At 72.8% G+C, this 21,269-nt stretch carries 18 protein-coding genes; 6 read left to right on the top strand and 12 right to left on the bottom strand.

The genetic code is table 11. The annotated features are described in order from the left end of the window. Window positions 1-120: 120 nt before the first annotated feature. On the top strand, window positions 121-837 hold the full coding sequence (locus ACF1AL_RS13615; protein ID WP_391825976.1) for a FadR/GntR family transcriptional regulator: 717 nt from the start codon (window positions 121-123) through the stop codon (window positions 835-837). Between the two features lie 65 nt (window positions 838-902). Beyond that, window positions 903-1,598: a gamma-glutamyl-gamma-aminobutyrate hydrolase family protein gene (locus ACF1AL_RS13610; protein WP_391825975.1), complete on the top strand. Its 696-nt coding sequence runs from the start codon at window positions 903-905 to the stop codon at window positions 1,596-1,598. A 281-nt stretch (window positions 1,599-1,879) separates the two neighbouring features. Here ACF1AL_RS13610 and ACF1AL_RS13605 read toward each other — a convergent pair whose 3' ends face one another. After that, window positions 1,880-2,869: a LysR family transcriptional regulator gene (locus ACF1AL_RS13605; protein ID WP_391825974.1), complete on the bottom strand. Its 990-nt coding sequence runs from the start codon at window positions 2,867-2,869 to the stop codon at window positions 1,880-1,882. 70 nt (window positions 2,870-2,939) lie between these two features. Here ACF1AL_RS13605 and ACF1AL_RS13600 point away from each other — a divergent pair, with 70 nt between their 5' ends. After that, the gene (locus ACF1AL_RS13600; protein ID WP_391825973.1) at window positions 2,940-4,058 is read left to right on the top strand and encodes a TDT family transporter; all 1,119 of its coding nucleotides are present in this window, start codon (window positions 2,940-2,942) and stop codon (window positions 4,056-4,058) included. On the opposite strand, the gene ACF1AL_RS13595 is transcribed toward ACF1AL_RS13600, so the two are convergent. The 4 genes from ACF1AL_RS13595 to ACF1AL_RS13580 form a co-directional block, all read right to left on the bottom strand. Continuing rightward, entirely contained in the window at window positions 3,970-4,689 is a 720-nt protein-coding gene (locus tag ACF1AL_RS13595; RefSeq protein WP_391825972.1) for a helical backbone metal receptor, read from the bottom strand. The two genes, ACF1AL_RS13600 and ACF1AL_RS13595, sit on opposite strands and share 89 nt — an antisense overlap. Then, the gene (locus ACF1AL_RS13590) at window positions 4,686-5,255 is read right to left on the bottom strand and encodes a helix-turn-helix domain-containing protein (RefSeq protein ID WP_386585781.1); all 570 of its coding nucleotides are present in this window, start codon (window positions 5,253-5,255) and stop codon (window positions 4,686-4,688) included. Before ACF1AL_RS13590 ends, ACF1AL_RS13595 begins: the two co-directional genes overlap by 4 nt. A 414-nt stretch (window positions 5,256-5,669) precedes the next feature. After that, window positions 5,670-8,276 (bottom strand): ABC transporter permease/substrate binding protein, encoded by a 2,607-nt coding sequence (locus tag ACF1AL_RS13585; RefSeq protein ID WP_391825971.1) that lies wholly within the window; start codon window positions 8,274-8,276, stop codon window positions 5,670-5,672. Next, window positions 8,269-9,360 carry a glycine betaine/L-proline ABC transporter ATP-binding protein gene (locus ACF1AL_RS13580; RefSeq protein ID WP_386585785.1) on the bottom strand — a complete coding sequence of 364 codons (1,092 nt, stop codon included), beginning with the start codon at window positions 9,358-9,360 and terminating at the stop codon, window positions 8,269-8,271. The genes ACF1AL_RS13585 and ACF1AL_RS13580 overlap by 8 nt, the downstream gene beginning before the upstream one ends. A 226-nt stretch (window positions 9,361-9,586) precedes the next feature. On the opposite strand from ACF1AL_RS13580, the gene ACF1AL_RS13575 reads away from it, so the two are divergent. Further along, entirely contained in the window at window positions 9,587-10,492 is a 906-nt protein-coding gene (locus ACF1AL_RS13575; protein WP_391826116.1) for a 5'-3' exonuclease H3TH domain-containing protein, read from the top strand. A 63-nt stretch (window positions 10,493-10,555) separates the two neighbouring features. Next, entirely contained in the window at window positions 10,556-11,398 is an 843-nt protein-coding gene (locus ACF1AL_RS13570; protein WP_384206150.1) for a siderophore-interacting protein, read from the top strand. A gap of 73 nt (window positions 11,399-11,471) precedes the next feature. On the opposite strand, the gene ACF1AL_RS13565 is transcribed toward ACF1AL_RS13570, so the two are convergent. Further along, window positions 11,472-12,053 (bottom strand): GNAT family N-acetyltransferase, encoded by a 582-nt coding sequence (locus ACF1AL_RS13565; protein WP_391780262.1) that lies wholly within the window; start codon window positions 12,051-12,053, stop codon window positions 11,472-11,474. A 227-nt stretch (window positions 12,054-12,280) separates the two neighbouring features. On the opposite strand from ACF1AL_RS13565, the gene ACF1AL_RS13560 reads away from it, so the two are divergent. After that, window positions 12,281-13,297: an RluA family pseudouridine synthase gene (locus tag ACF1AL_RS13560; protein WP_391825970.1), complete on the top strand. Its 1,017-nt coding sequence runs from the start codon at window positions 12,281-12,283 to the stop codon at window positions 13,295-13,297. Here the strand turns inward: ACF1AL_RS13560 and ACF1AL_RS13555 are convergent. The 6 genes from ACF1AL_RS13555 to ACF1AL_RS13530 form a co-directional block, all read right to left on the bottom strand. Then, on the bottom strand, window positions 13,227-14,873 hold the full coding sequence (locus ACF1AL_RS13555; protein WP_391825969.1) for a cytochrome P450: 1,647 nt from the start codon (window positions 14,871-14,873) through the stop codon (window positions 13,227-13,229). The genes ACF1AL_RS13560 and ACF1AL_RS13555 overlap by 71 nt on opposite strands. A 69-nt stretch (window positions 14,874-14,942) precedes the next feature. Further along, window positions 14,943-15,563 (bottom strand): ATP/GTP-binding protein, encoded by a 621-nt coding sequence (locus ACF1AL_RS13550; RefSeq protein WP_366838906.1) that lies wholly within the window; start codon window positions 15,561-15,563, stop codon window positions 14,943-14,945. Next, window positions 15,544-15,963, bottom strand: coding sequence for a DUF742 domain-containing protein (locus ACF1AL_RS13545; RefSeq protein ID WP_391661688.1), 420 nt, complete (start codon window positions 15,961-15,963; stop codon window positions 15,544-15,546). The genes ACF1AL_RS13550 and ACF1AL_RS13545 overlap by 20 nt, the downstream gene beginning before the upstream one ends. Next, on the bottom strand, window positions 15,960-16,367 hold the full coding sequence (locus ACF1AL_RS13540; protein WP_366838908.1) for a roadblock/LC7 domain-containing protein: 408 nt from the start codon (window positions 16,365-16,367) through the stop codon (window positions 15,960-15,962). The genes ACF1AL_RS13545 and ACF1AL_RS13540 overlap by 4 nt, the downstream gene beginning before the upstream one ends. Next, window positions 16,364-18,016, bottom strand: a complete 1,653-nt coding sequence (locus ACF1AL_RS13535; RefSeq protein WP_391825968.1) for a sensor histidine kinase — start codon at window positions 18,014-18,016, stop codon at window positions 16,364-16,366. The genes ACF1AL_RS13540 and ACF1AL_RS13535 overlap by 4 nt, the downstream gene beginning before the upstream one ends. Window positions 18,017-18,406: 390 nt before the next feature. After that, on the bottom strand, window positions 18,407-21,259 hold the full coding sequence (locus ACF1AL_RS13530) for a DEAD/DEAH box helicase (RefSeq protein WP_366838911.1): 2,853 nt from the start codon (window positions 21,257-21,259) through the stop codon (window positions 18,407-18,409). Between the last annotated feature and the right edge of the window lie 10 nt (window positions 21,260-21,269).

The following is a 21,269-nucleotide window of genomic DNA, read 5'->3' as shown; positions in this document are numbered from 1 at the left end:
GCCTCCTTGGGCGTCTGCGGCGTTCTCGTCCGGCCCCGGAAGCCATAAGGTATGGCCGACGACCATTGCTTGGGAAGGGGACGCGACCGGATGGCGCGGACGGAGGAGGGGAACGGCCGGATGGGGACCCCGGACCGCCTCGCCCCGCTGCTGCGGCCGGTGCGGGCGGGCAACGGCTTCGAGGAGGCCCTGGAGCAGATCCTGCAGGTCGTACGGCTCGGCCTGGTGCCGGCCGGCGGGCGGCTGCCCGCGGAGCGGGACCTGGCGGAGCGGCTCGGGATCAGCCGGGTGACGCTGCGGGAGGTGCTGAAGGTGCTCCAGGAGCAGGGCCTGGTGGAGTCCCGGCGCGGCCGCTACGGCGGAACGTTCGTGCTGCCGCGCAGTGACGCCGGCGGCGAGGACGCACTGCGGCGCCGCGTCGCCGAGGTGGACGTCGAGGACGTGCTGCGCTTCCGGGAGGTGCTGGAGGTGGGGGCCGCCGGGCTGTGCGCGCAGCACGGCCTGGAGCCGGACGGGGTACGGCGGCTGCGCGCGGCGCTGGCGGCCACCCGGGACGCGCCGCTGCAGGACTACCGGCGGTGCGACACCCTGCTGCACCTCACGCTGGCCGAGCTGAGCGGCTCCCCGTCCCTCACCGCCCGGTACGCGGCGGTGCGGGCCACGGTGAACGACCTCCTCGACTGCATCCCGCTGCTGGTGCGCAACCTGGAGCACTCCCAGCGCCAGCACACCGCGCTGGTGGAGGCGGTGCTGGACGGCGACGCGGACGGGGCGCGGGAGATGATGCGCGAGCACTGCGCGGGTACGGCGGCGCTGCTGCGCGGCTTCCTGACATGAGCGCGCGGCGGGCAGCCTCGCAAAGGTAGGAGTTCGACCCATTGGGTGAGGCACAGGGAGGTCACGTGACGCGGCGCCGGCGGCCGGTGATCGGCATCAGCACCTATCTGGAGCGTGAGACCCGCTGGGGCGTGTGGGCGCTGGAGGCGGCGCTCCTGCCGGCCGGCTATCCCCGTCTGGTGCAGCGGGCGGGCGGCATCGCGGCGATGCTGCCGCCGGACGAGCCCCGTCACGCGGCCGACGTGGTCGCGCGTCTCGACGGCCTGGTCATCGCCGGCGGCCCGGACGTCGACCCGTCCCGCTACGGCGCCCCGCGCGACCCGCGCACGGGCCCGCCGGCGACCGAACGCGACGCGTGGGAACTGGCCCTGACCGAGGCCGCGCTGGCCTCCGGCACCCCGCTGCTGGGCATCTGCCGCGGCATGCAACTGCTGAACGTGGCCCTGGGCGGCACGCTCACCCAGCACCTCGACGGCCACGCGATCAGCCCCGGCACCTTCGCCCACCACCCGGTCACCCCGGTCCCCGGCACGCGCTACGCCACGCTGGTCCCGGAACGGACGTCGGTCCCGACGTACCACCACCAGTGCGTGGCCACCCTGGGCCGCGACCTGATCCCCTCGGCCCACGCCCAGGACGGCACGGTGGAGGCCATCGAACTACCGGACCACTGGGCCCTGGGAGTCCAGTGGCACCCGGAGATGGGCGAGGACGAGAGAGTGATGCGGGGCTTGGTGAAGGCGACGGAAGAGCTCCGCTGAGCCGGGGGTACGGGGCGGAGCCTCCGCGGGGTACAGGGGGCGGAGCCACCGCGGGGGTACGGGGCGGAGCCTCCGCGGGGGGCAGGGGGCGGAGCCCCAGTCGGGGTCCGGGGCGGAGCCCCGTGGCGGCTCCTCTTGCCCGACCGAGTCGGGTGGGTGGGTGGGAAACCCCCCGGGGTCCAGGGGCGGAGCCCCTGGCGGGGTCCGGGGCGGAGCCCCGGGGACCGGCACCCGGAGCCACCCGCACCCGGCACCCCGGAAGCCCCGCAGGGACCGGCCCCCTACGCCACAGAACCCCCCGGCCGGGAGGCCGACCGGGTCAGAGACAGAAGGTCCCGCGCCGGCCCCGCCGGCCGGTGCCCCGCCGTCCACACCGCCCGCAGCGCCCGCGCCAGCGCCACCCCCTCCACCGGCACCCGCACCAGCCGCCGCAGCGCCAGCTCGTCCCCCACCGCCAGTTCGCTCAGCACCGCCGGCCCCGCCCCGCTCACCGCCGCCGCCTTCACCGCCGTCGTCGACGACAGTTCGATCAGCGGCACCGCCGGCGAGCCCAGCGCCGCGTCCAGCACCTGCCGCGTCCCCGACCCCTTCTCCCGCAGGATCAGCGGCGTGGCCGCGAGTTCCGCCGCCGACACCGCCCCCTTGCGCCGCCGCGCCCAGGGATGCCCCGGCGCGGTGACCACGATCAGCCGGTCGCGGGCGATGACCACGGAGTCCAGCCCGCCGGGCAGCGTCAGCCCCTCCACGAACCCGAGGTCGGCCTCTCCGGCGAGCAGCCGCTCCGCGACCACCGCGGAGTTCCCCGCGAGCAGCGACACCGCCGTGTCGGGCCGCCGCGTGCGCAGCGCGATCAGCCACCCGGGCAGCAGGTATTCGGCGATGGTCATGCTCGCCGCGACCCGCAGCCGCGAGTCCCGCCGGTCGCGCAGCGCCTGCGCCCCCGCGTCGAAGGCCTCCGCGGCCTCGACGACCCGCCGCGCCCAGTCCGTGACCAGCGCCCCGGCGTCCGTCAGCCGCGATCCGCGCGGCGAGCGGTCGACCAGGGCCACGCCGAGCTGCCGTTCCATGGAGCGGATCCGGCTGCTCGCGGCGGGCTGGGTGATGCCCAGTTCCCGGGCCGCCGCGCCGAGGCTGCCGAGCCGGGCCACGGCCAGCAGCAGTTCCAGCGCGCCCAGGTCGGGCACCCGGTGCGCCAGCGACCCGCCCGCCGCCGGCGACCCGCCCGCCGCCTGGGCCCCGCTCCCGCTCTCGCTCCCCGTCACCTCTGCCATAAACCCAGCTTATGCCCTCATAGAGACATCCTCCCTGGTGGGGACGGCCCGGCAACGGCACCGTGGTCGCATGATCACCGCAGTCCGGCATCTCGGCCCCAACTGGTACGCCTCCGTGATGGGCACCGCCGTGCTCACCACGGCCGGCCTCGGCCTCCCCGTCCACCTCCCCGGCCTGCGCACGGCCTGCGCGGCGGCGTGGGCCCTCGCCCTGGCACTGCTGCTGCTCCTGCTCGCCGCCCGCGCCCTGCACTGGCGGCACCACCGCGACCAGGCCCGCGCCCACCTCCTGGACCCGGCCGTGGCGCCGTTCTACGGCTGCCTGGCGATGGCGCTGCTCGCGGTCGGCGCCGGCGCGGTGACCGCAGGGCCCGCCCTGATCGGCACGACGGCCGCGGTCGCGCTGGACGCCGTGCTGTTCACCGCCGGCACGGTGACCGGCCTGGCGGCCGCGGTCGCGGTGCCGTACCTCATGGCCGTACGCCATCGGGTGGCGGTGGAGCAGGCCACGCCCGTGTGGCTGCTGCCGCTCGTGGCGCCGATGGTGTCGGCCGCCACCGGTCCGCTGCTGGTGCCGCACCTGCCGCCGGGACAGCCGCGCGAGACGCTGCTGCTGGCCTGTGTCGCCCTGTTCGGCCTGAGTCTGCTGGCGACGCTGCTGATGCTGCCGCTGGTGTTCGCGCGGACGCTGGGCGGGCCGCTGCCCGTGGTGCTGGCCCCGACGCTGTTCCTGGTGCTGGGGCCGCTCGGCCAGTCGACGACCGCGGTGGGGAAGTTCGCGGACGCCGCGCCCGGGGTGCTGCCGCGGTACGCGTCGGGCTTCGCGGTGTTCGCCGTGCTGTACGGCGTGCCGGTGACGGGGTTCGCGCTGCTGTGGCTGTGCCTGGCCGGCGCCCACGTGGTGCGCGCCCGGCGGCACGGCATGGGGTTCGCGATGACCTGGTGGGCGTTCACGTTCCCGGTGGGGACCTGTGTGACCGGGGCGGAGGCGCTCGCCCGGCACACCGGCCTGGTCGCCTTCGACGTGCTGGCGCTCGCCCTGTACGGCCTGCTGCTGGCCGGCTGGCTGGCGGCCGCCGCCGGGACGGTGCGCGGGCTGCTCAGGGGTGAGCTGCTGCGAGCGCCGCGCCCAGCACCCGTGGCGCCTCGGCCAGTGACGGCCCGTACCACGTCAGGTGCCGTCCGCTGACCAGTGCGCAGGCCAGGCCGGGGAAGGCCTCGGGGCCGTCGTCGGCGGTGAAGCGGTAGGGCTCGTCCGGCAGGACGACGAGATCCGGGCCGGCCCCCCGCAGCTCGTCGAGCGGCACGCGCGGGTAGCGCTCCGCGTGCCCGGCGTAGAGGTGGTCGACGCCGAGCCGGGCCAGGACGTCCCCGGCGAAGGTGTCGCGGCCGAGGACCATCCAGGGCCGGCGCCAGATCGGCACGACGGCCGTGCGCCGCGCGGCCGGTTCGGGGAGTGTCCGCCAGGCCGCCTCGGCCTCGTCCAGCCAGCGCGGCCGCCGTCGCACCCCGCAGGCGGCGACGACCCGGTCCAGTTCCGCGAAGGCCTGGGGCACGTCGCGCACCTCGGTGACCAGCACCTCCAGGCCGGCGGCGCGCAGCGCGGCCAGGTCGGGGGCGCGGTTCTCCTCCTCGTTGGCGACGACCAGGTCGGGGGCGAGGTCGAGGACGCGGGCGAGACCGGGGTTCTTGGTGCCGCCGACGCGGACGACGTCGAGGCCCGCGGGGTGGGTGCACCAGTCGGTGGCGCCGACGAGCACGCCGGGCGCGGACGCGGCCACCGCCTCGGTGAGCGACGGCACGAGCGAGACGACCCTCACCGGCCGGGCCGGTCCCGTACGGCTTCGATGTGCTCGGCGACGGCGACGACGATCAGCCGGGTGTCGGGCACGGTGGCCCGCCAGCGGTGGCGCACCCCGCCGGTGAGGTACAGGGTGTCACCGCGGCCGAGGCGGTAGGCACGGCCCTCGGCCTCGATCTCGACGGCGCCGTCGGCGACGTACATCAACTGGTCGTTGCGGTACTGGAACTCGCGTCCGGCGTCGTGGTCGCCGGTGAACTCCGAGGCGTGCATCTGGTGGTGACCGCGTACCAGGGACCGCGAGTGGGGCAGCGGGCCGGGCTCGGGGTCCTCGGCGCGGACGACGTCGACGCTGCACGCCGGGTCGGCGGCGGCCAGCAGCTCGACCGCGGTGGTGCGCAGGGCGTCGGCCACCTTCTCCAGGGAGCTGCGGCTGGGCCGCGCCCGGTCGTTCTCGACCTGGCTGAGGAAGGGCACCGACAGGCCGCTGCGCTCGGCCACGACGGCGAGGGTGAGGTCCAGGGCCCGGCGGCGCCGCCGTACGGCCGCACCGACCCGCAGGGGCTGCTCTTTGTGGTCGCCCATCGCTCCGGCTCCCTCCTTCGCTCGTCGTCCCGGTCGTCGCCTGCGTCGTCGTGTCCCGGTCGGCGGGTGCACGGCGCCTGATGACTTCTCTGCACCCTACGCATGTTCGGCAAACCGTTTCACGCGGCCGTCACAACGGGGACCTACTGCGTCGGCTCCGACCTGATGGTTCGCGCCAGTGCATCACCTGCCCGGACGGTCGGCGGACGGGGCGTTCGGCGTACCGCGACGCCGGTGTCATGGTCAATGCGGTGGCTGTCCCAGGTGTTCCCGGGACCGGGTCAAAGGTTCTGGCGGGGGGATGGCGCTGTGTGGTTGGCCGGATCGTGACGGTGGCCGGACATGCCCGAGGGGTGGGCCGGCACGCGGTCAGGTGGCGTGGCGGCCCACCCCTCGGGGGTGCGGGGACGGCGGTTACCGCGGTGTCATGCGGTCGGCCATGCCGGGGTGCTGGGCGAGCCAGGCGGCGACGGCGTCGTCCTCGTGGCCCTGGCCTCGCCGGTTGATCTCCGCCTCGAGGCTGCCGAGCTCGGCCTCGCTCATCCGGAAGTTCCTGATCCACCGGGTGAGCTGCGGGTACTGCTCGGGGAAGCGCTCGCTTGCGATGGTGCGGATGGTGTTGCCCTCGCCGAAGAGCTTCTTGTCGTCCTTCAGCTTGGTCAGGTGGTACTGGCTGTAGGCCCAGTGCGGCGACCACAGGACGACGGCGACGGGCTGCTTCTTGGCGTAGGCGCGCTTGAGCTCGGCGAGCATCGCCGGGGTGGAGCCGTCGACGACCTGGTACTCCTTGTCCAGGCCGTAGCCGGGCAGGACCTTGGTCTTGAGCAGGTTCATCTCACCGGTGCCGGGCTCGATGCCGATGATCTTCCCGCCGAAGGTCCCGGCCTTGCCCTTGAGGTCCTCGAGCGAGGTCACGCCCTTGACGTAGGACGGCACGGCGATCTCCAGCGAGGTGGGCCGGTACCAGGTGCCGAGGTCCTTGAGCCGGTCCTTGCTCTTGTCCCAGTAGTTGGCCTGCGCGTAGGGCAGCCAGGCGTCGAAGTTGAGGTCGAGGTCGCCGGAGGCGAGGCCGGTGTAGACGGGGCCGACGTCCATCTGCTTCAGGTTCAGCCGGTAGCCGCGCCGCTCCAGGACGTTCTTCCACAGGTGGGTGACGGCGATGTCCTCGTCCCAGGGGAACCAGGCCACGTTCACCGGGCGCTTGGTCTCGGCGGCCTTGGCGTTCTGCACGGGGGCGAGCTTGTCCACCAGGCCCGGGTTCTTCTTCAGCCAGGCGCGCACGGCGTCCTGCTGGCGGCCCTTGCCCGCCTTGTTGATCTCTGCTTCGAGGCCGGTGAGCTGCTTCTCGTCGAGCTTGAAGGCCTTCAGCCACTTGGCGACGAGCGGGTTGTCGCCGGCGAAGCCCTTGCGGGCGAGCGTGTGCAGGGCGTCGCCCTTGCCCCAGGCGCCCCGGGGGTCCTTCAGCTTCTTCAGCCGGTAGTCGTTGTACGCCCAGTGCGGCGACCACAGCGTGACCGCGATCGGTTCCTTCTTGCTGTAGGCCCGCTTCAGCTCGGCCAGCATGGCCGGGGTGGAGCTGTCGACGACCTTGTACTCCTTGTCGAGGCCGTACGCCTTGAGGACCTTGCTCTTGAGCAGGGCCATCTCGCCGGCGCCGGACTCGATGCCGGTGATCTTCCCGCCGAACTCGGCCGCCTTGCCCTTGAGGTCGGCGAGCGTGTCGACGTCCTTCATGTACGCCGGGACGCTCAGCTCCAGCGAGGTCGGGCCGTACCAGGTGCCCAGGTCGTCGAGCCGGTCGCCGTACTTCTTGACGTACTGCGCGTGCGTGGTCGGCAGCCAGGCGTCGGTCTGGAAGTCGACGTTGCCGGCCGCGAGCGAGGTGTACAGCGGTCCGGCGTCGAACTGCTTGGCGTCCACCTGGTAGCCGCGCTGCTCCAGGATCTCCTTCCACAGGTAGGTGGAGGCGACGCCCTCGTCCCAGGGGATGTAGCCGATGGTGATCTTCTTGCCCTGGCCGACGTCCGTGCCGTCGGCGACGGCCGTGCCGGCACCCTTGCCGCCGAAGACGCCCATGCCGCCGGCGACCAGGCCGAGGATCACCACGCCGATGACGGCGATCTGCGGCCGGGGCCGGTACGACCAGATCTTCAGGCCCCGCGCGGCACGCGCGCGTGCCGCGGCGCGCCGGCCGAGCGGCGAGACCTGGGTGCCCAGCGCGCTCGTCATCCGGTCGAGGTAGATCGCGAGGATGACGATCGCCACGCCCGCCTCGGAGCCGAGGCCGACGTTCAGCTGGCCGATGGCCTCGTTGACGTCGCCGCCGAGGCCACCGGTGCCGACCATGCCGGCGATCGCGGCCATGGACAGGCCGAGCATGATGACCTGGTTGACGCCGGCCATGACGGTGGGCAGCGCGAGCGGCAGCTGGACCCGCAGCAGGGTGTTGCGGGGCGTGGTGCCGAAGGCCTCGGCGGCCTCCACCAGTTCCTTGTCTACCTGGCGGATGCCCAGCTCGGTCATGCGCACGCCGGGGGCGAGCGCGAAGATCAGGGTGGCGACGATGCCCGCGGAGGCACCGGTGCCGAAGAACAGGATCGCCGGGATGAGGTAGATCATCGCGGGCAGGGTCTGCATGAAGTCCAGCACCGGCCGCACCAGGCTGCTGACGCGGCTGGACCGGGCGGCCCAGATGCCCACGGGCACCGAGATCACCAGCGCGATGATCGTGGCGACGAGCACGAGCGCCAGGGTCACCATCGCGTCGTCCCACAGCTGCAGCGAGTCGATGAAGGCGAAGCCCGCGAAGGTGAGGACACCGGCGAGGGTGCCGCGCAGCCAGAAGGCGAGCACGGCGAAGATGCCGGCGAGCAGCAGCGGCTCGGGCGCCTGGAGGACGGCATCGATGCCGTCGTAGGCGCCGGTGAAGACGGTCTTGAAGAAGTCGAACAGCCAGGAGACGTGGTTCAGGAGCCAGTCGACCGCGCTGTTGACCCAGTCGCCGAGCGGGATCCTAGGCACGGGCCATCACCTTCTCCCCGCCCTTGTCCCGCCGGCCGTCGCAGGCGGCGGGTTCTCCTTCCGCGTCGCCGAGGAAGCCGACCAGGCGCTGCCGGGGTACGACGCCGACGAGCGCGCGGTCGGCGTTCAGCACGGCGACCGGGTGCGGCACGCGCGCGCTGATCGCGCACAGTTCGGTGAACGGCGTGTCGGGCGTCGCGGTCGCGCAGCCGCAGTCGGCCTCGTCGCCGCGCAGGCCGTCGGTGTCCATGACGGCGGAGGCGGTGACCACGCGGGAGCGGTCGACGTCCTGGATGAAGGAGGCGACGTAGTCGTTGGCGGGCCGCAGCAGGATGTCCTCGGCGGTGCCGTTCTGCACGATGCGGCCGTCGCGCATGACGGCGATGCGGTCGCCCAGGCGCATGGCCTCGTTGAGGTCGTGGGTGATGAAGACGATGGTCTTCTTCAGGGTCCGCTGCAGTTCCAGCAGCTGGTCCTGCATGTCGCGGCGGATCAGCGGGTCCAGGGCGCTGAAGGACTCGTCCATCAGCAGCAGGTCGGCGTCGGTGGCGAGCGCGCGGGCGAGGCCGACGCGCTGCTGCATGCCGCCGGACAGCTCGTCCGGCCAGGAGTCCTCCCAGCCGGCCAGGCCGCACAGGGCGAGCGCCTCGGCGGCGCGTTGGTCGCGCTCGGCGCGGGGCACCCCCTGGACGGCGAGACCGTAGGCGGCGTTCTCGCGGACGCTGCGGTGCGGGAAGAGGGCGAAGTGCTGGAAGACCATGCTGATCTTCTTGGCGCGCACCTCGCGCAGCTCCTTGCCGGCGAGCGAGGTCAGATCCTGGCCGTCGAAGCGGACGCGGCCGGCGGTGGGCTCCAGCAGTCCGTTGAGCATGCGCAGCAGGGTGGACTTGCCGGAGCCGGACAGGCCCATGACGACGAAGATCTGGCCGGGGTCCACGGTGAAGGAGGCGTCGATGACGGCGGCCGTGGTGCCGTCCGCGCGCAGTTCCTCCCGGTCGGCTCCGCCCCGGAGCCGCTCCACCGCCTGATCTGGTCGTCTGCCGAACACCTTGAAGAGATGTTCGGCCTCAAGCCTGGCTGACACGCGTACCTTCTCGTCTGGACGGCAGGGACAGGAGCGAGCGGTCGCATGCACCACACAAAGGTTGAACATGCAACCGGCATCGCTCCGAAGGCGCGCCTCCCCTGATTGCCCGGGCGCAAACGCACAAGTGGGCCACGTCACTGAAGGGCGCAACACGTTGCACGGTGCGCGGCGGTCGGCCGCTGTCGGTGGGGTACGGCATGATGCGAGCGTGACCGGACGACTGATGCTCCTCGACACCGCCTCGCTGTACTTCCGCGCCTACTTCGGCGTGCCGGACTCCGTGAAGGCCCCGGACGGCACCCCGGTGAACGCCGTGCGCGGGCTGCTCGACTTCATCGACCGCCTGGTCAAGGACCACCGGCCGGCACACCTGGTGGCCTGCATGGACGCCGACTGGCGGCCGCAGTGGCGGGTCGAGCTGATCCCCTCCTATAAGGCGCACCGGGTCGCCGAGGAGCACGAGGGCGGCCCCGACGAGGAGGAGGTGCCGGACACCCTCTCACCGCAGGTGCCCGTCATCGAGGCGGTCCTCGACGCGCTCGGCATCGCGCGCGTGGGCGTCGCGGGGTACGAGGCGGACGACGTCATCGGCACCTTCACCGCCCGCGCCGAGGGCCCGGTCGACATCGTCACCGGCGACCGCGACCTCTACCAGCTGGTCGACGACGCGCGGGACGTGCGCGTGCTGTATCCGCTCAAGGGCGTCGGCACGCTGCAGGTGACCGACGAGTCGCTGCTGCGCGAGAAGTATGGCGTCGACGGCAGCGGGTACGCGGATCTGGCGCTGCTGCGCGGCGACCCTAGCGACGGGCTGCCGGGCGTGGCGGGCGTCGGGGAGAAGACGGCGGCCAAGCTGCTGGCGGAGTTCGGCGACCTGGCCGGCATCCTGGCGGCCGTGGACGACCCGCGCGCCAGGCTCACGCCCACGCAGCGCAAGCGGCTCACCGAGGCCAAGCCGTATCTCGCGGTGGCACCCAAGGTGGTCCGGGTCGCCGGCGACGTCCCGCTGCCGGACGTCGACACGGCCCTGCCGCACGCCCCGCGCGACGCGGCGGCGCTGGAGAAGCTGGCGGTGCGCTGGGGGCTGGGCGGCTCACTGCAGCGACTGCTCACCACACTGGCCCAGTGAGGAGTGTCCACCCGCGTGAGGTGCTAGCTTAGGTAAGCCTAAGCAGTGATCAGGGAGGCCGTGATGGCAGAACGTCCGGGGCGCAAGCCGCGCAGGGTCCACTCCGCTCGCGTCGTCCGCACCGAACGGCTCACCCCGCACATGCAGCGTGTGGTGCTCGGCGGTGAGGGCCTGGCCGGCTTCGAGGCGGGCAGCTGCACGGACCACTACGTCAAGCTGCTCTTCCCGGCCGACGGCGTGCGCTATCCCGAGCCGTTCGACATGGAGCGCATCCGCGCGGAGTTCCCGCGCGAGCAGTGGCCGGTCACCCGGACCTACACCGTGCGCGCCTGGGACCCCGAGCACCGCGAGCTGACCCTGGACTTCGTCATCCACGGCGACGAGGGCCTGGCCGGCCCCTGGGCGACCCGGGTGCGGCCCGGCGAGACCGTCCGTTTCATGGGCCCCGGCGGCGCCTACGGCCCCGACCCGGCCGCCGACTGGCATCTGCTCGCCGGTGACGAGAGCGCGCTGCCGGCCATCGCGGCCGCGCTGGAGGCGCTGCCCGACGGCGCCGTGGCGCACGCGTTCATCGAGGTCGCCGGGCCCGAGGAGGAGCAGAAGATCGACTCCTCGGTGGACGTCGTCTGGCTGCACCGCGGTGATCGGCCGGTCGGCGAGCGGCTCGTCGAGGCCGTGCGCGCGCTGGACTTCCCCGAGGGCCGCGTGCACGCCTTCGTGCACGGCGAGGCGGGCTGCGTGAAGGAGCTGCGCCGGCTGTTGCGCGTGGAGCACGCCCTCCCGCGCGAGGACCTGTCGATCTCCGGCTACTGGCGCCTCGGCCACAACGAGGACGGCTGGCAGGCCTCCAAGCGCGAGTGGAACGCGCGCGTGGAGGCCGAGCAGGAGGGCGTGCCGGCCGCCTGACCGATCGACGGCCGGCCGTGGGCCGCTCCCGGCCGACGCGCCGGCCGTGGGCCGCTTCAGCCTCGGGGGCCGGTCAGTCGCCCCGTACGCGCGCGTGCAGGTGCATGTCGTGCCAGCCGTCGGGATGCAGCAGGGCCCGCCGCTTCGTCCCCTCCAGGGCGAAGCCGGCCTTGGCCGCCACCCGGCAGGACGCCTCGTTGAAGACGGAGTGCAACAGCTCCAGGCGTTCGAACCCGATCTCCTCCAGCGCCCAGCGGGTCAGCGCCGTCGTGGCGCGCACGGCGACCCCCTGGCCGCGGGCGGCCGCATGCGTCCAGTAGGCGACCTCGGCGGCCCCGTCCAGCAGCTCGATCTGCCGCAGCCCGACCCGGCCCAGCAGCCGTCCGCTCGCCTCGTCGGCGACCGCCCACTGCGCTGTGCGCTCCCCGGTCCAGTCCCCCTGCCACTCGGCGATCCAGCCGCGGACCTCCTCCTCGGAGTCGGCGCGGCGGATGTGCCACTGGTGGATCAGCGGATCCTGGAAGGCCTCGTGCACGGCCGGGGCGTCCTCGGCGCGCCAGGGGCGCAGCACCAGGCCGTCGCCGGTGGGAAGGGTGGGCTGCGGGATACGGGACAGGGTGCCGGCGGGCAGGACCGGCTGCGTCAGATCGGGCATGCCCGCCATCGTGCCCGCGAGCGCCCGGAAGACCCAGCGGTTTTCCACGGGCGCCGCGAACACCCAGCGCTTTTCAACGGGCGCCGCGAACACCCAGCGCTTTTCAACGGGCGCCGCGAACATCCAGCGATTTCGGCGAACGCCCCGAAGGCCCGGGGATGTGCGACGCACGTCCCCGGGACCAGCGGTTTCCCGCCGGGACCGGGGGCCTCGTACGCTGGCTGGCGATGAGACGCCGTACCCCTCCCCCGCCCTCGCCCCTCCCCCAGCGGGACGGGGTGGACCCCGTGCGGGTGCGGCTGCCGGCGACCGGGTCGTCGCCCACCGTCCGCGCATATCTGGTGGCCCGGCTCAGCGGAGCCGGGGCGGGACTGATCGAGGCGATGTTCGACGCCGGCGAGGTCGTCGGCGCGGACGGGCGGCCGGTGGCGCCGGACGCTCCGTACGTGCCGGGGATGTACGTCTGGTTCCACCGGCAGCTCGCCCCGGAAGTGCCGGTGCCGTTCGCGGTGGACGTGGTGTACCGCGACGAGCACATCGTCGTCGCCGACAAGCCGCACTTCCTCGCCACCACCCCGCGCGGCAGCCATGTCGCCGAGACCGCGCTGGCGCGGCTGCGCCGGGACCTCGGGATCCCGACGCTGACCGCCGCGCACCGGCTGGACCGGCTCACCGCCGGCATCGTGCTGTTCACGGTGCGGCCCGAGGAGCGCGGCGCCTACCAGACGCTGTTCCGCGACCGGCGGGTGCACAAGGCGTACGAGGCCGTCGCCCCGTACGACCCGGAGCTGGAGCTGCCGGTGACCGTGCGCAGCCGGATCGTGAAGGAGCGCGGCGTGCTCGCGGCGCGGGAGGTGCCGGGCGAGCCGAACGCGGTCAGCCGGATCGAGGCGGCCGGGCACCGCGGCGGCCTGGGCCGGTACCGGCTGCTGCCCGCCACCGGCCAGACCCACCAGCTGCGGGTGCACATGAACGCGCTCGGCGTCCCGATCCTCGGCGACCCGCTGTACCCGGAGGTGGCCGCCCCCGTGGCGCCCGGTGACTTCCGGCGCCCGCTGCAACTGCTCGCGCGGGAGCTGGCCTTCACCGATCCGGTCACGGGGGCGGAGCACCGCTTCCGCAGCGGCCGCACCCTCGCGGCCTGGGCGTCGTACGACGACTGGGCGGGGGCGGTCAGTTCCCCTGCCACCAGCGCAGCAGGCGCCGCCACAGCCCACGCGGACGGGCCGGTGCCGCCGCAGTGACCGCGGCATCCGGGGCCATTGGCTGCGGGATCTGAGCGGGCTGAGGCGCCGGCATCGGCTGCGGGGCCGGCGGCTGAGCGGCCGGGGCCTGCTGCTGGGGCGGCAGGCCCGACGGGGCCGTCACGGCCGTGGCCGCGGAGCCGGCCGCCGTGACCGCGCCCGGGGCCGCCGCGCCCGCCGGGGGCGCCGACGGGCCGGACTGCGGCTGGGGTTGCGGCTGAGGCGCGATCACCTGCCACACCGGGGGCCGCTGCGGCTGCGGCAGCCCGTGCGGGCTGGGCGCGGCCCGGACGTCCTGCGGCGCCTTGGGCTCGAAGTGGACCGGCAGCTCGACCAGGTGCCGGGAGGCGATGGACTCCGTCCATCGCAGCTCGTCCTCGTCGCAGGCCAGCTGGACGTCCGGCAGCCGCATCAGCAACGCGTCGACACCGGCGTCGGCGATGGCGCGGCCGATGTCCTGGCCGGGGCACTCGTGCGGGCCGCCGCCGAAGGCGAGGTGGGAGCGGTTGCCCTGCATGTTGGCGCTCAGGTCGGGCCGCACCCGGGGGTCGATGTTGCCGGCGGCGGGCGCGAACAGCAGTCCGTCGCCCTGGCGGATGCGCTGGCCGCCCAGTTCGGTGTCCTGCTTGGCGTAGTAGGCGAAGACGGTGGAGAACGGCGGTTCGTCCCACAGGGACTGCTCCACCGCCTCCGGCACGGTCATCTGGCCGCCGTTGAGCTTGGCGTAGAAGCGGTCGTCGGTGATGACCATGAGCAGCACGTTGGCGAGCAGGTTGGCGGTGGCCTCGTAGGCGGCCATCAGGACCAGCCACAGGTGCTTGGTGACCTCGTCGTCGGTGAGCCCGGCCGGGTGGCGGATCAGATGGCTGGCGAAGTCCTCCTTCGGCTCGGCGCGGCGGCGCGCGGTGAGCCGTTGCAGCACCTCCATGACGTAGGCGTGGCTGGCGATGGCGGTGTCGGAGCCGCGCAGCATGTCGCGGGCGGCCTGCACGATCCGGTCGTTGTACTCCTCGGCCATGCCGAAGATCTCGCACATCACGGCCATCGGCAGGTGCTCGGCGAACTGGCCGACCAGGTCGGCCTCCCCCGTCTCGCAGAAGTTGTTGACGAGGATCTGCGAGTAGCGCGTGATGTGGCGGCGCAGGCTGCGGTGGTCGATCGTGGTCATGGCGCCGGTGACCGCGCCGCGCAGCCGCAGGTGCTCGTCGCCCTCGGCGTAGGAGCAGATGGGCTCCCAGGCGATGTGCGGCATCAGCGGGTGGTCGGGCTTGACCATGCCGTCGACGAGCGGCCCCCAGATGCGGCTGTCGCGGCAGAACTGCCCGGGTGAGCGCACGAGTTGGAGGTTCTCGGCGTGCCCGAGGACGATCCACATGGGGATGTCCTGGTGCAGCAGGACCGGCGCCACGGGGCCGTACTCCTCGCGCAGGTGCTCGTACAGCTCGCCCAGGTCCTCGGTTCCGGGGCCGTAGAGCCGGTGCAGCCCGCCGGGGCCCTTGGCGTGGGCGGGGCAGCCGGGCGGCGGACTGAGGGCGGGATCGTCCGTTCCGGTCGTGGACAGGGGTTCAGGCGTCACGGGGTCGCTCCGGTCAGGGGGGAACAGTGCGAAAAGGTACGGGGGTGGGGCGCGCGGGGGCCGCGAAGGTCAGGTGAGCCTGCCGTTCGCCGACAGGGTGCTCAGGAACCGCATGAGGGTCAGCAGGACGTCACGGCTGGAGGCGCGGCGGCGGGCGTCGCATTCGAGGATCGGGATGTCCGGCACCAGGTCGAGCGCCTGGCGCAGGTCCTCGACCGGGTAGCGCGGCGCGTCGGGGAAGGTGTTGACGGCGACCACGAACGGCACGCCGCGCTCCTCCAGCCGGCCCATGACCTCGTAACTGACCTCCAGACGGCGGGTGTCGAGGAGGACGACGGCGCCCAGGGCTCCGTCGAAGAGCCGGTCCCACAGGAACCAGAAGCGCTCCTGGCCGGGGGTGCCGAACAGGTAGAGCACGACCTCGTCGGAGATGCGGATCCGGCCGAAGTCCATCGCCACGGTGGTGGCGGTCTTGCTGTCGGAGCCGAAGTTGTCGTCGACCCCGACACCGGCCTGGGTCATGGTCTCCTCGGTGGTCAGCGGTCTGATCTCGCTGACCGAGCCGACCATGGTGGTCTTGCCGACACCGAAGCCGCCCACGATCACGATCTTCGCCGCCGCCTGGGTGGACTGCGGCAGATGGTCCTCCACCCGTGGGCCGGGGAGGGTGTCAGAGCCTTTCAAGTCCATGCATCACCGCTTCGAGGAGGGATCGGTCGGGCAGCTGCTGGCGGACGATCGGGGCGCGCGCGTGCACCAGTTCGGCGGCCAGCATCTCCGTGAGCAGCGCGGTCATCGCGCTGAACGGCAGCTGCAGATAGGCCGAGAGTTCGGCCACGGACAGGGGGGCGGCGCACAGCCGGAGCACCGCGGTCTGCTCGGGGGTGGCGGACGACGGCGGGTCGGCGTGCGCCACGATCAGCGTGACGAGGTCGAGCTTGGCCCGGTCGCCCTCGGCGCCGGTGATGATGTACAGCCGTTCCGGCGCCTTCCCCTCGCCCTCCTCCTCCTGCTGCTGCGGCTGGGGCCGCGGGAGGGGCGGGGGCGGTGTCTGGGCGCGCTGCCGCCTCTGGCGTTGCGGAGGCGTCATACGGTCTGCCCGTTGCGCCGGGGCGGAGAGGTCAGGTGGTCCCCGATGCGCAGCACGAGGTCGCGCATGTAGTGGCTCATCGCGCCGGGTTCGCAGCGGATGTCGGAGAGCACCGCGAGGTAGGCGTTGGCGCCGGCGGCCATCAGATAGAAGTAGCCCTTGTCGAGTTCGACGAGCACCATCTTCATGTCGCCGGTGGAGGCGGGCAGTTCCTGGGCGACGGCCCCGGCGAGGCTCTGCAGGCCCGCGCAGGCGGCGGCCACGCGGTCGGCGGCGTCCGGGTCGCCGCTGTAGCGGGCGATGCGCAGGCCGTCGGCGGACAGCACCACGATCATCTCGATGCCCGGGACGCTGTCGTAGAGCTCCTTGAGCATCCAGTCGAAGTTCTGTCGCTGCTGGATCACGTCAGATCCCCTTCGTCGTCGCCCTCGGGGCGGGCCGTGTCGTTGAGCAGGTAGGTGAACGCGCTGGGGTTGCGCGTGAACTCGGTGGGGTGGGTGCCGGGCGGCAGGTCCTTCTTCAGCCCGTCCCAGAAGGCCGCGACCCACTGGCCCGGCGGCTCCTGCGGCGCGGGCCGCGGCTCGGGCTCGGTGCGGGACTGCGCGTGGACGGTGCCCCGGCGCTCACGCTCCTGGCGCTCGCGCTCCTCGCGTTCCTGCTCGGCGTACATCTCGGCGTACTGCTGGCGGCGCAGTTCGGTGATCGGGATGGCGGCCTTGCTGCGCCGCTGGGGCAGCCCCTTCTCGGTCCACTCGGTGATCACGGGGACGTCGTCTTCCAGCGACAGGTTCTCCGGGATGCGCGGGTTGGTGGGGCGGCGCTTCTTGGGCGGGCGCTTGGGGCCCTCGGCGACGTCGGGGCCGATCTCGGGCAGGGAGGTCGCGCCGATGCCGTGCGCGAAGCCGGGTGCCGGATGGCTGGTGAGCATCTCGCTCGGCACGACCAGTACGGCGCGGACGCCGCCGTACGCGGAGGACCGCAGCGAGATCTGCATGTTGTACGCGGTGCACAGCCGGCCGACGACCGCGAGGCCGAGGCGCGGTGCCTCACCGAGGACGTTCAGGTCGACGCCCCGCATGGCGCGGTCCAGGATTCCCTCGAGGCGGGCGCGGGACTCCTCGGTGAGGCTGACGCCGGAGTCCTCGATCTCGATGGCGACGCCGGTCTGCACCTCGGTGGCGGTGACGTGCACCTTGGTCTGCGGCGGCGAGTAGCGGGTGGCGTTGTCGAGGAGCTCGGCGCAGGCGTGGATGACCGGCTCGACGGAGATGCCGCGGACGTTGACCTTGGCGATGTTGTCCAGGGAGATGCGGCGGTACTCCAGGATGCGCGACATGGCGCCGCGCAGCACGCTGTACAGCGGCACGGGCTCGGGCCACTGGCGGCCGGGGCGGCCGCCGCCGAGGACGGAGATGGAGTCGGCGAGACGGCCGATCAGCGAGGTGCCGTGGTCGATGCGCAGCAGGTCGTCGAAGACCTCGGGGCTGCGGCCGTGGTCCTCCTCCATCTCCCGCAGTTCCTTGAACTGCTGGTGGACGATGGCCTGCACGCGCCGGGCGACGCTGACGAAGGCGCGCTGTTGCGAGTCGCGCATGTTCTCCTCGTGATCGAGGAACCGCAGCACGGTGAGGATGACTTCGCGGCCGGCCTCGCCCAGCCCCCGAAAGCGTGAATCGCCGTCGAGGATGTCACGGGTCGTGTCGAAGAGTGAATTCCCGCGGCGCAGGTACTCGACGGCGACCGGCAGGAGTTCGTGCGCGAGGCGGTGGTTGTCCGCGTCGTGACCGGCGAGGCGCTGTTCCAGATACGCGGTGTGACGGGCGTGTTCGGCCTGCTGGGCACGCAACCGGCGGCCGCGGCGCACCGCTTCGGCGGCCGTCAGGGCGACCAGGAGGGTGGCGATGCCGCCGCACACACCCACGGCCGGCCGGGCCGGTCCGGTGACCAGGGCGACGGCGGCCCCGGTCGCCGCGGCCATCGCTATGACGGGCAGCAACAGCGCCCCGGCGGACGGGAGTTCACGGCGACGGGGAGGGGATTGGACGCTCACCATGCAGGTCCTTGAATCTAAGGATATCGGGGAACAACCGAGCAAGGGGGAACAAAGGCGCGAATACGCCTCAACTCGGTGCGCTGCGGGCGAGCTTAGTGGCGAGCGGATCATCGCCGGGACATCTTCGGGAAGCCTCTGCATTCCCTTGCGCGACAGGAGTACCCTCGACTCCATTTGCACGGTGAGCAGGCGTTCGCACACAGTCGGTGAGGGCGAACGGGTGTGCGGTGTCACTCACCGCAACGGGTGACGGAACGTCACATGGAAGGGACGCCCCCCGGAGGCGGCGCACGACGCGCGGCCGACGCGGGCGTCACGCGGAACGGAACGGGCCCCACCGCCGTGGCGGTGGGGCCCGTCGCCGGGTCGGTTGTTTCTCAGCCCGCCGACTCAGCCCACCGACGAGTAGGCCACCACACCCCGGAGCAGGCCCTCGACGGCCTTGCGGGCAGCCTTCGGCACGGTCGAGCCCTCGGCGGGAGCCGCCGCCTGGATCTGGCCCAGCACGTCGATCACCTGCTTGCACCAGCGGACGAAGTCGCCGGCCGGCATCTCCGCCTCGCGCAGGACCTCGTCCAGACCCCTGCCGGACGCCCACTGATGGGCCGCCCAGGCGAAGCCCAGGTCGGGCTCGCGCTGGCCGACGCCCTCGGTCTGGCTGATGCGGAAGTCCTCCTCCAGGGCGTCCAGCCGGCCCCAGATCCGCACCATCTCGCCGAGCGCCGCCTTCGCCTTGCCCGAGGGCAGCTTGGGCGCCATGGCGTCGTCGCTGAGCCGCGCCTCGTAGACCAACGCCGAGACGCACGCCGCGAGTTCGGCCGGTGACAGGCCCTCCCAGACGCCCGCGCGCAGGCACTCGCTCGCCAGCAGGTCCAGCTCGCCGTAGAGCCGGGCGAGCCGCTTGCCGTGCTCGGTGACCTCGTCACCGCGCAGGTAGTCCAGCTCGGTCAGCAGCGCCACGATCCGGTCGAAGGTGCGCGCGATGGTGTTCGTACGGCCCTCGATACGGTGCTCCAGCTGCCGGGTGTCGCGCAGCAGCCGGTGGTAGCGCTCCGCCCAGCGGGCGTGGTCCTCGCGCTCGTCGCAGCCGTGGCAGGGGTGCGCCCGCAGCGCCTTGCGCAGCCGGGCGATCTCCCGGTCGTCGGCGGCCTGCGAACGCTTCTTGCGGTGCCGCTCCGGCGGGATGTGCCCCGCCTTGGTGCGCAGCGCGGAGGCCAGGTCGCGGCGGGACTGCGGGGAGCGCGGGTTGAAGGACTTCGGGATGCGCATCCGCTCCAGCGGCTCGACCGGCACGGGGAAGTCCATCGACGCCAGCCGCTTGACCTGGCGCTCGGCGGTCAGCACCAGCGGGCGCGGGCCGTCGTGGTGGTCGAAGCCGCGGTGGCCGTTGGAGCGGCCGGCCGGCAGACCGGGGTCGAGCACCAGCGCCAGGCCCGCGTACTTGCCGGTGGGGACGTGGATGACATCACCCGGCTTGAGCTTCTCCAGCGCCATGGCGGCCTCGGCGCGCCGCTGGTTGGCGCCCTGCCGGGCCAGTTCCGTCTCGCGGTCCTTCAGCTCGCGCCGCAGCCGCGCGTACTCCTCGAAGTCGCCGAGGTGGCAGGTCATGGAGGCCTTGTAGCCCTCCAGCCCCTCCTCGTTGCGCTGCACCTGCCGGGAGATCCCGACGACCGACTTGTCGGCCTGGAACTGCGCGAACGAGGTCTCCAGCAGCTCGCGCGAGCGGTGCCGCCCGAACTGCTCGACCAGGTTGACCGCCATGTTGTACGACGGCTTGAAGCTGGAGCGCAGCGGGTACGTACGCGTGCCGGCGAGCCCGGCGAGGTGCTCGGGGTTCATGCCGCGCTGCCACAGCACGACCGCGTGGCCCTCGACATCGATGCCGCGCCGGCCGGCCCGCCCGGTCAGCTGGGTGTACTCGCCCGGGGTGATGTCCGCGTGCTGCTCGCCGTTCCACTTGACGAGCTTTTCCAGCACGACGGAGCGGGCGGGCATGTTGATGCCGAGCGCGAGGGTCTCGGTGGCGAAGACCGCCTTGACCAGGCCGCGCACGAACAGCTCCTCCACGACCTCCTTGAAGGTCGGCAGCATGCCGGCGTGGTGGGCGGCGATGCCCCGCTCCAGGCCCTCCAGCCACTCGTAGTAGCCGAGGACGTGCAGGTCCTCGGCCGGGATGGACGCCGTGCGCTCCTCGACGAGCGCGCGCACCTTCTCGCGGGCCTCGTCGTCGTTCAGCCTCAGGCCCGCGTACAGGCACTGCTCGACGGCCGCCTCGCAGGCGGCGCGGGAGAAGATGAACGTGATCGCCGGCAGCAGGCCCTCGGCGTCCAGGCGCTCGATGACCTCGGGCCGCCCCGGCGTCCAGATGCGCGAGCGCTGACGGCGCTCCCGCTCCCGGTCGGCCTCGCGCATGTTCCGGCCGCGTCTGCGGTCCTGGAAGGACGGCCGGCTCGCCTCCATGCGCGCCATGCGCATCAGGTCGGGGTTGACGGCCTTGCGGTGGCCCTCGCCCTCCTCGAACAGGTCGTACATCCGGCGCCCGGCCAGCACGTGCTGGAAGAGCGGGACGGGCCGATGCTCGGAGACGATCACCTCGGTGTCGCCTCGGACGGTGTCCAGCCAGTCGCCGAACTCCTCGGCGTTGGACACGGTCGCCGACAGCGACACCAGCGTCACCGACTCGGGCAGGTGGATGATCACCTCTTCCCAGACGGCGCCGCGGAAGCGGTCGGAGAGGTAGTGCACCTCGTCCATCACCACGTACCCGAGGCCCAGCAGGGTCTGGGAGCCCGCGTAGAGCATGTTCCGCAGCACCTCGGTGGTCATCACGACCACGGGGGCGTCGGAGTTGACGCTGTTGTCGCCGGTGAGCAGGCCGACCTTGTCCTGGCCGTAGCGGCGGCACAGGTCGGCGTACTTCTGGTTGGACAGCGCCTTGATGGGCGTGGTGTAGAAACACTTCTTGCCCTGCTGGAGGGCGAGGTGGACGGCGAACTCGCCGACGATCGTCTTGCCGGAGCCGGTGGGCGCGGCGACCAGCACGCCCTTCCCCGCCTCGAGGGCCTTGCAGGCCTCGATCTGGAAGGGGTCGAGGCCGAAGTCGTACATCTCGCGGAAGGACGCGAGTGCGGTGGCCTGCTCGGCAGCTCGCCTGCGTGCTGCCGCGTACCGCTCGGCCGGTGAGAGGTCCTGTGTCATCGTGCCTTCCACCGTACCGGGCCGCACTGACAACAGGACGATCATTAACCGGATC

Source organism: Streptomyces sp. NPDC014801 (genome assembly GCF_043082085.1).
Lineage (GTDB): Bacteria > Actinomycetota > Actinomycetes > Streptomycetales > Streptomycetaceae > Streptomyces.
Note: the sequence above shows the minus strand (reverse complement) of the source record. Positions and strands in the feature narration are given on the sequence as shown.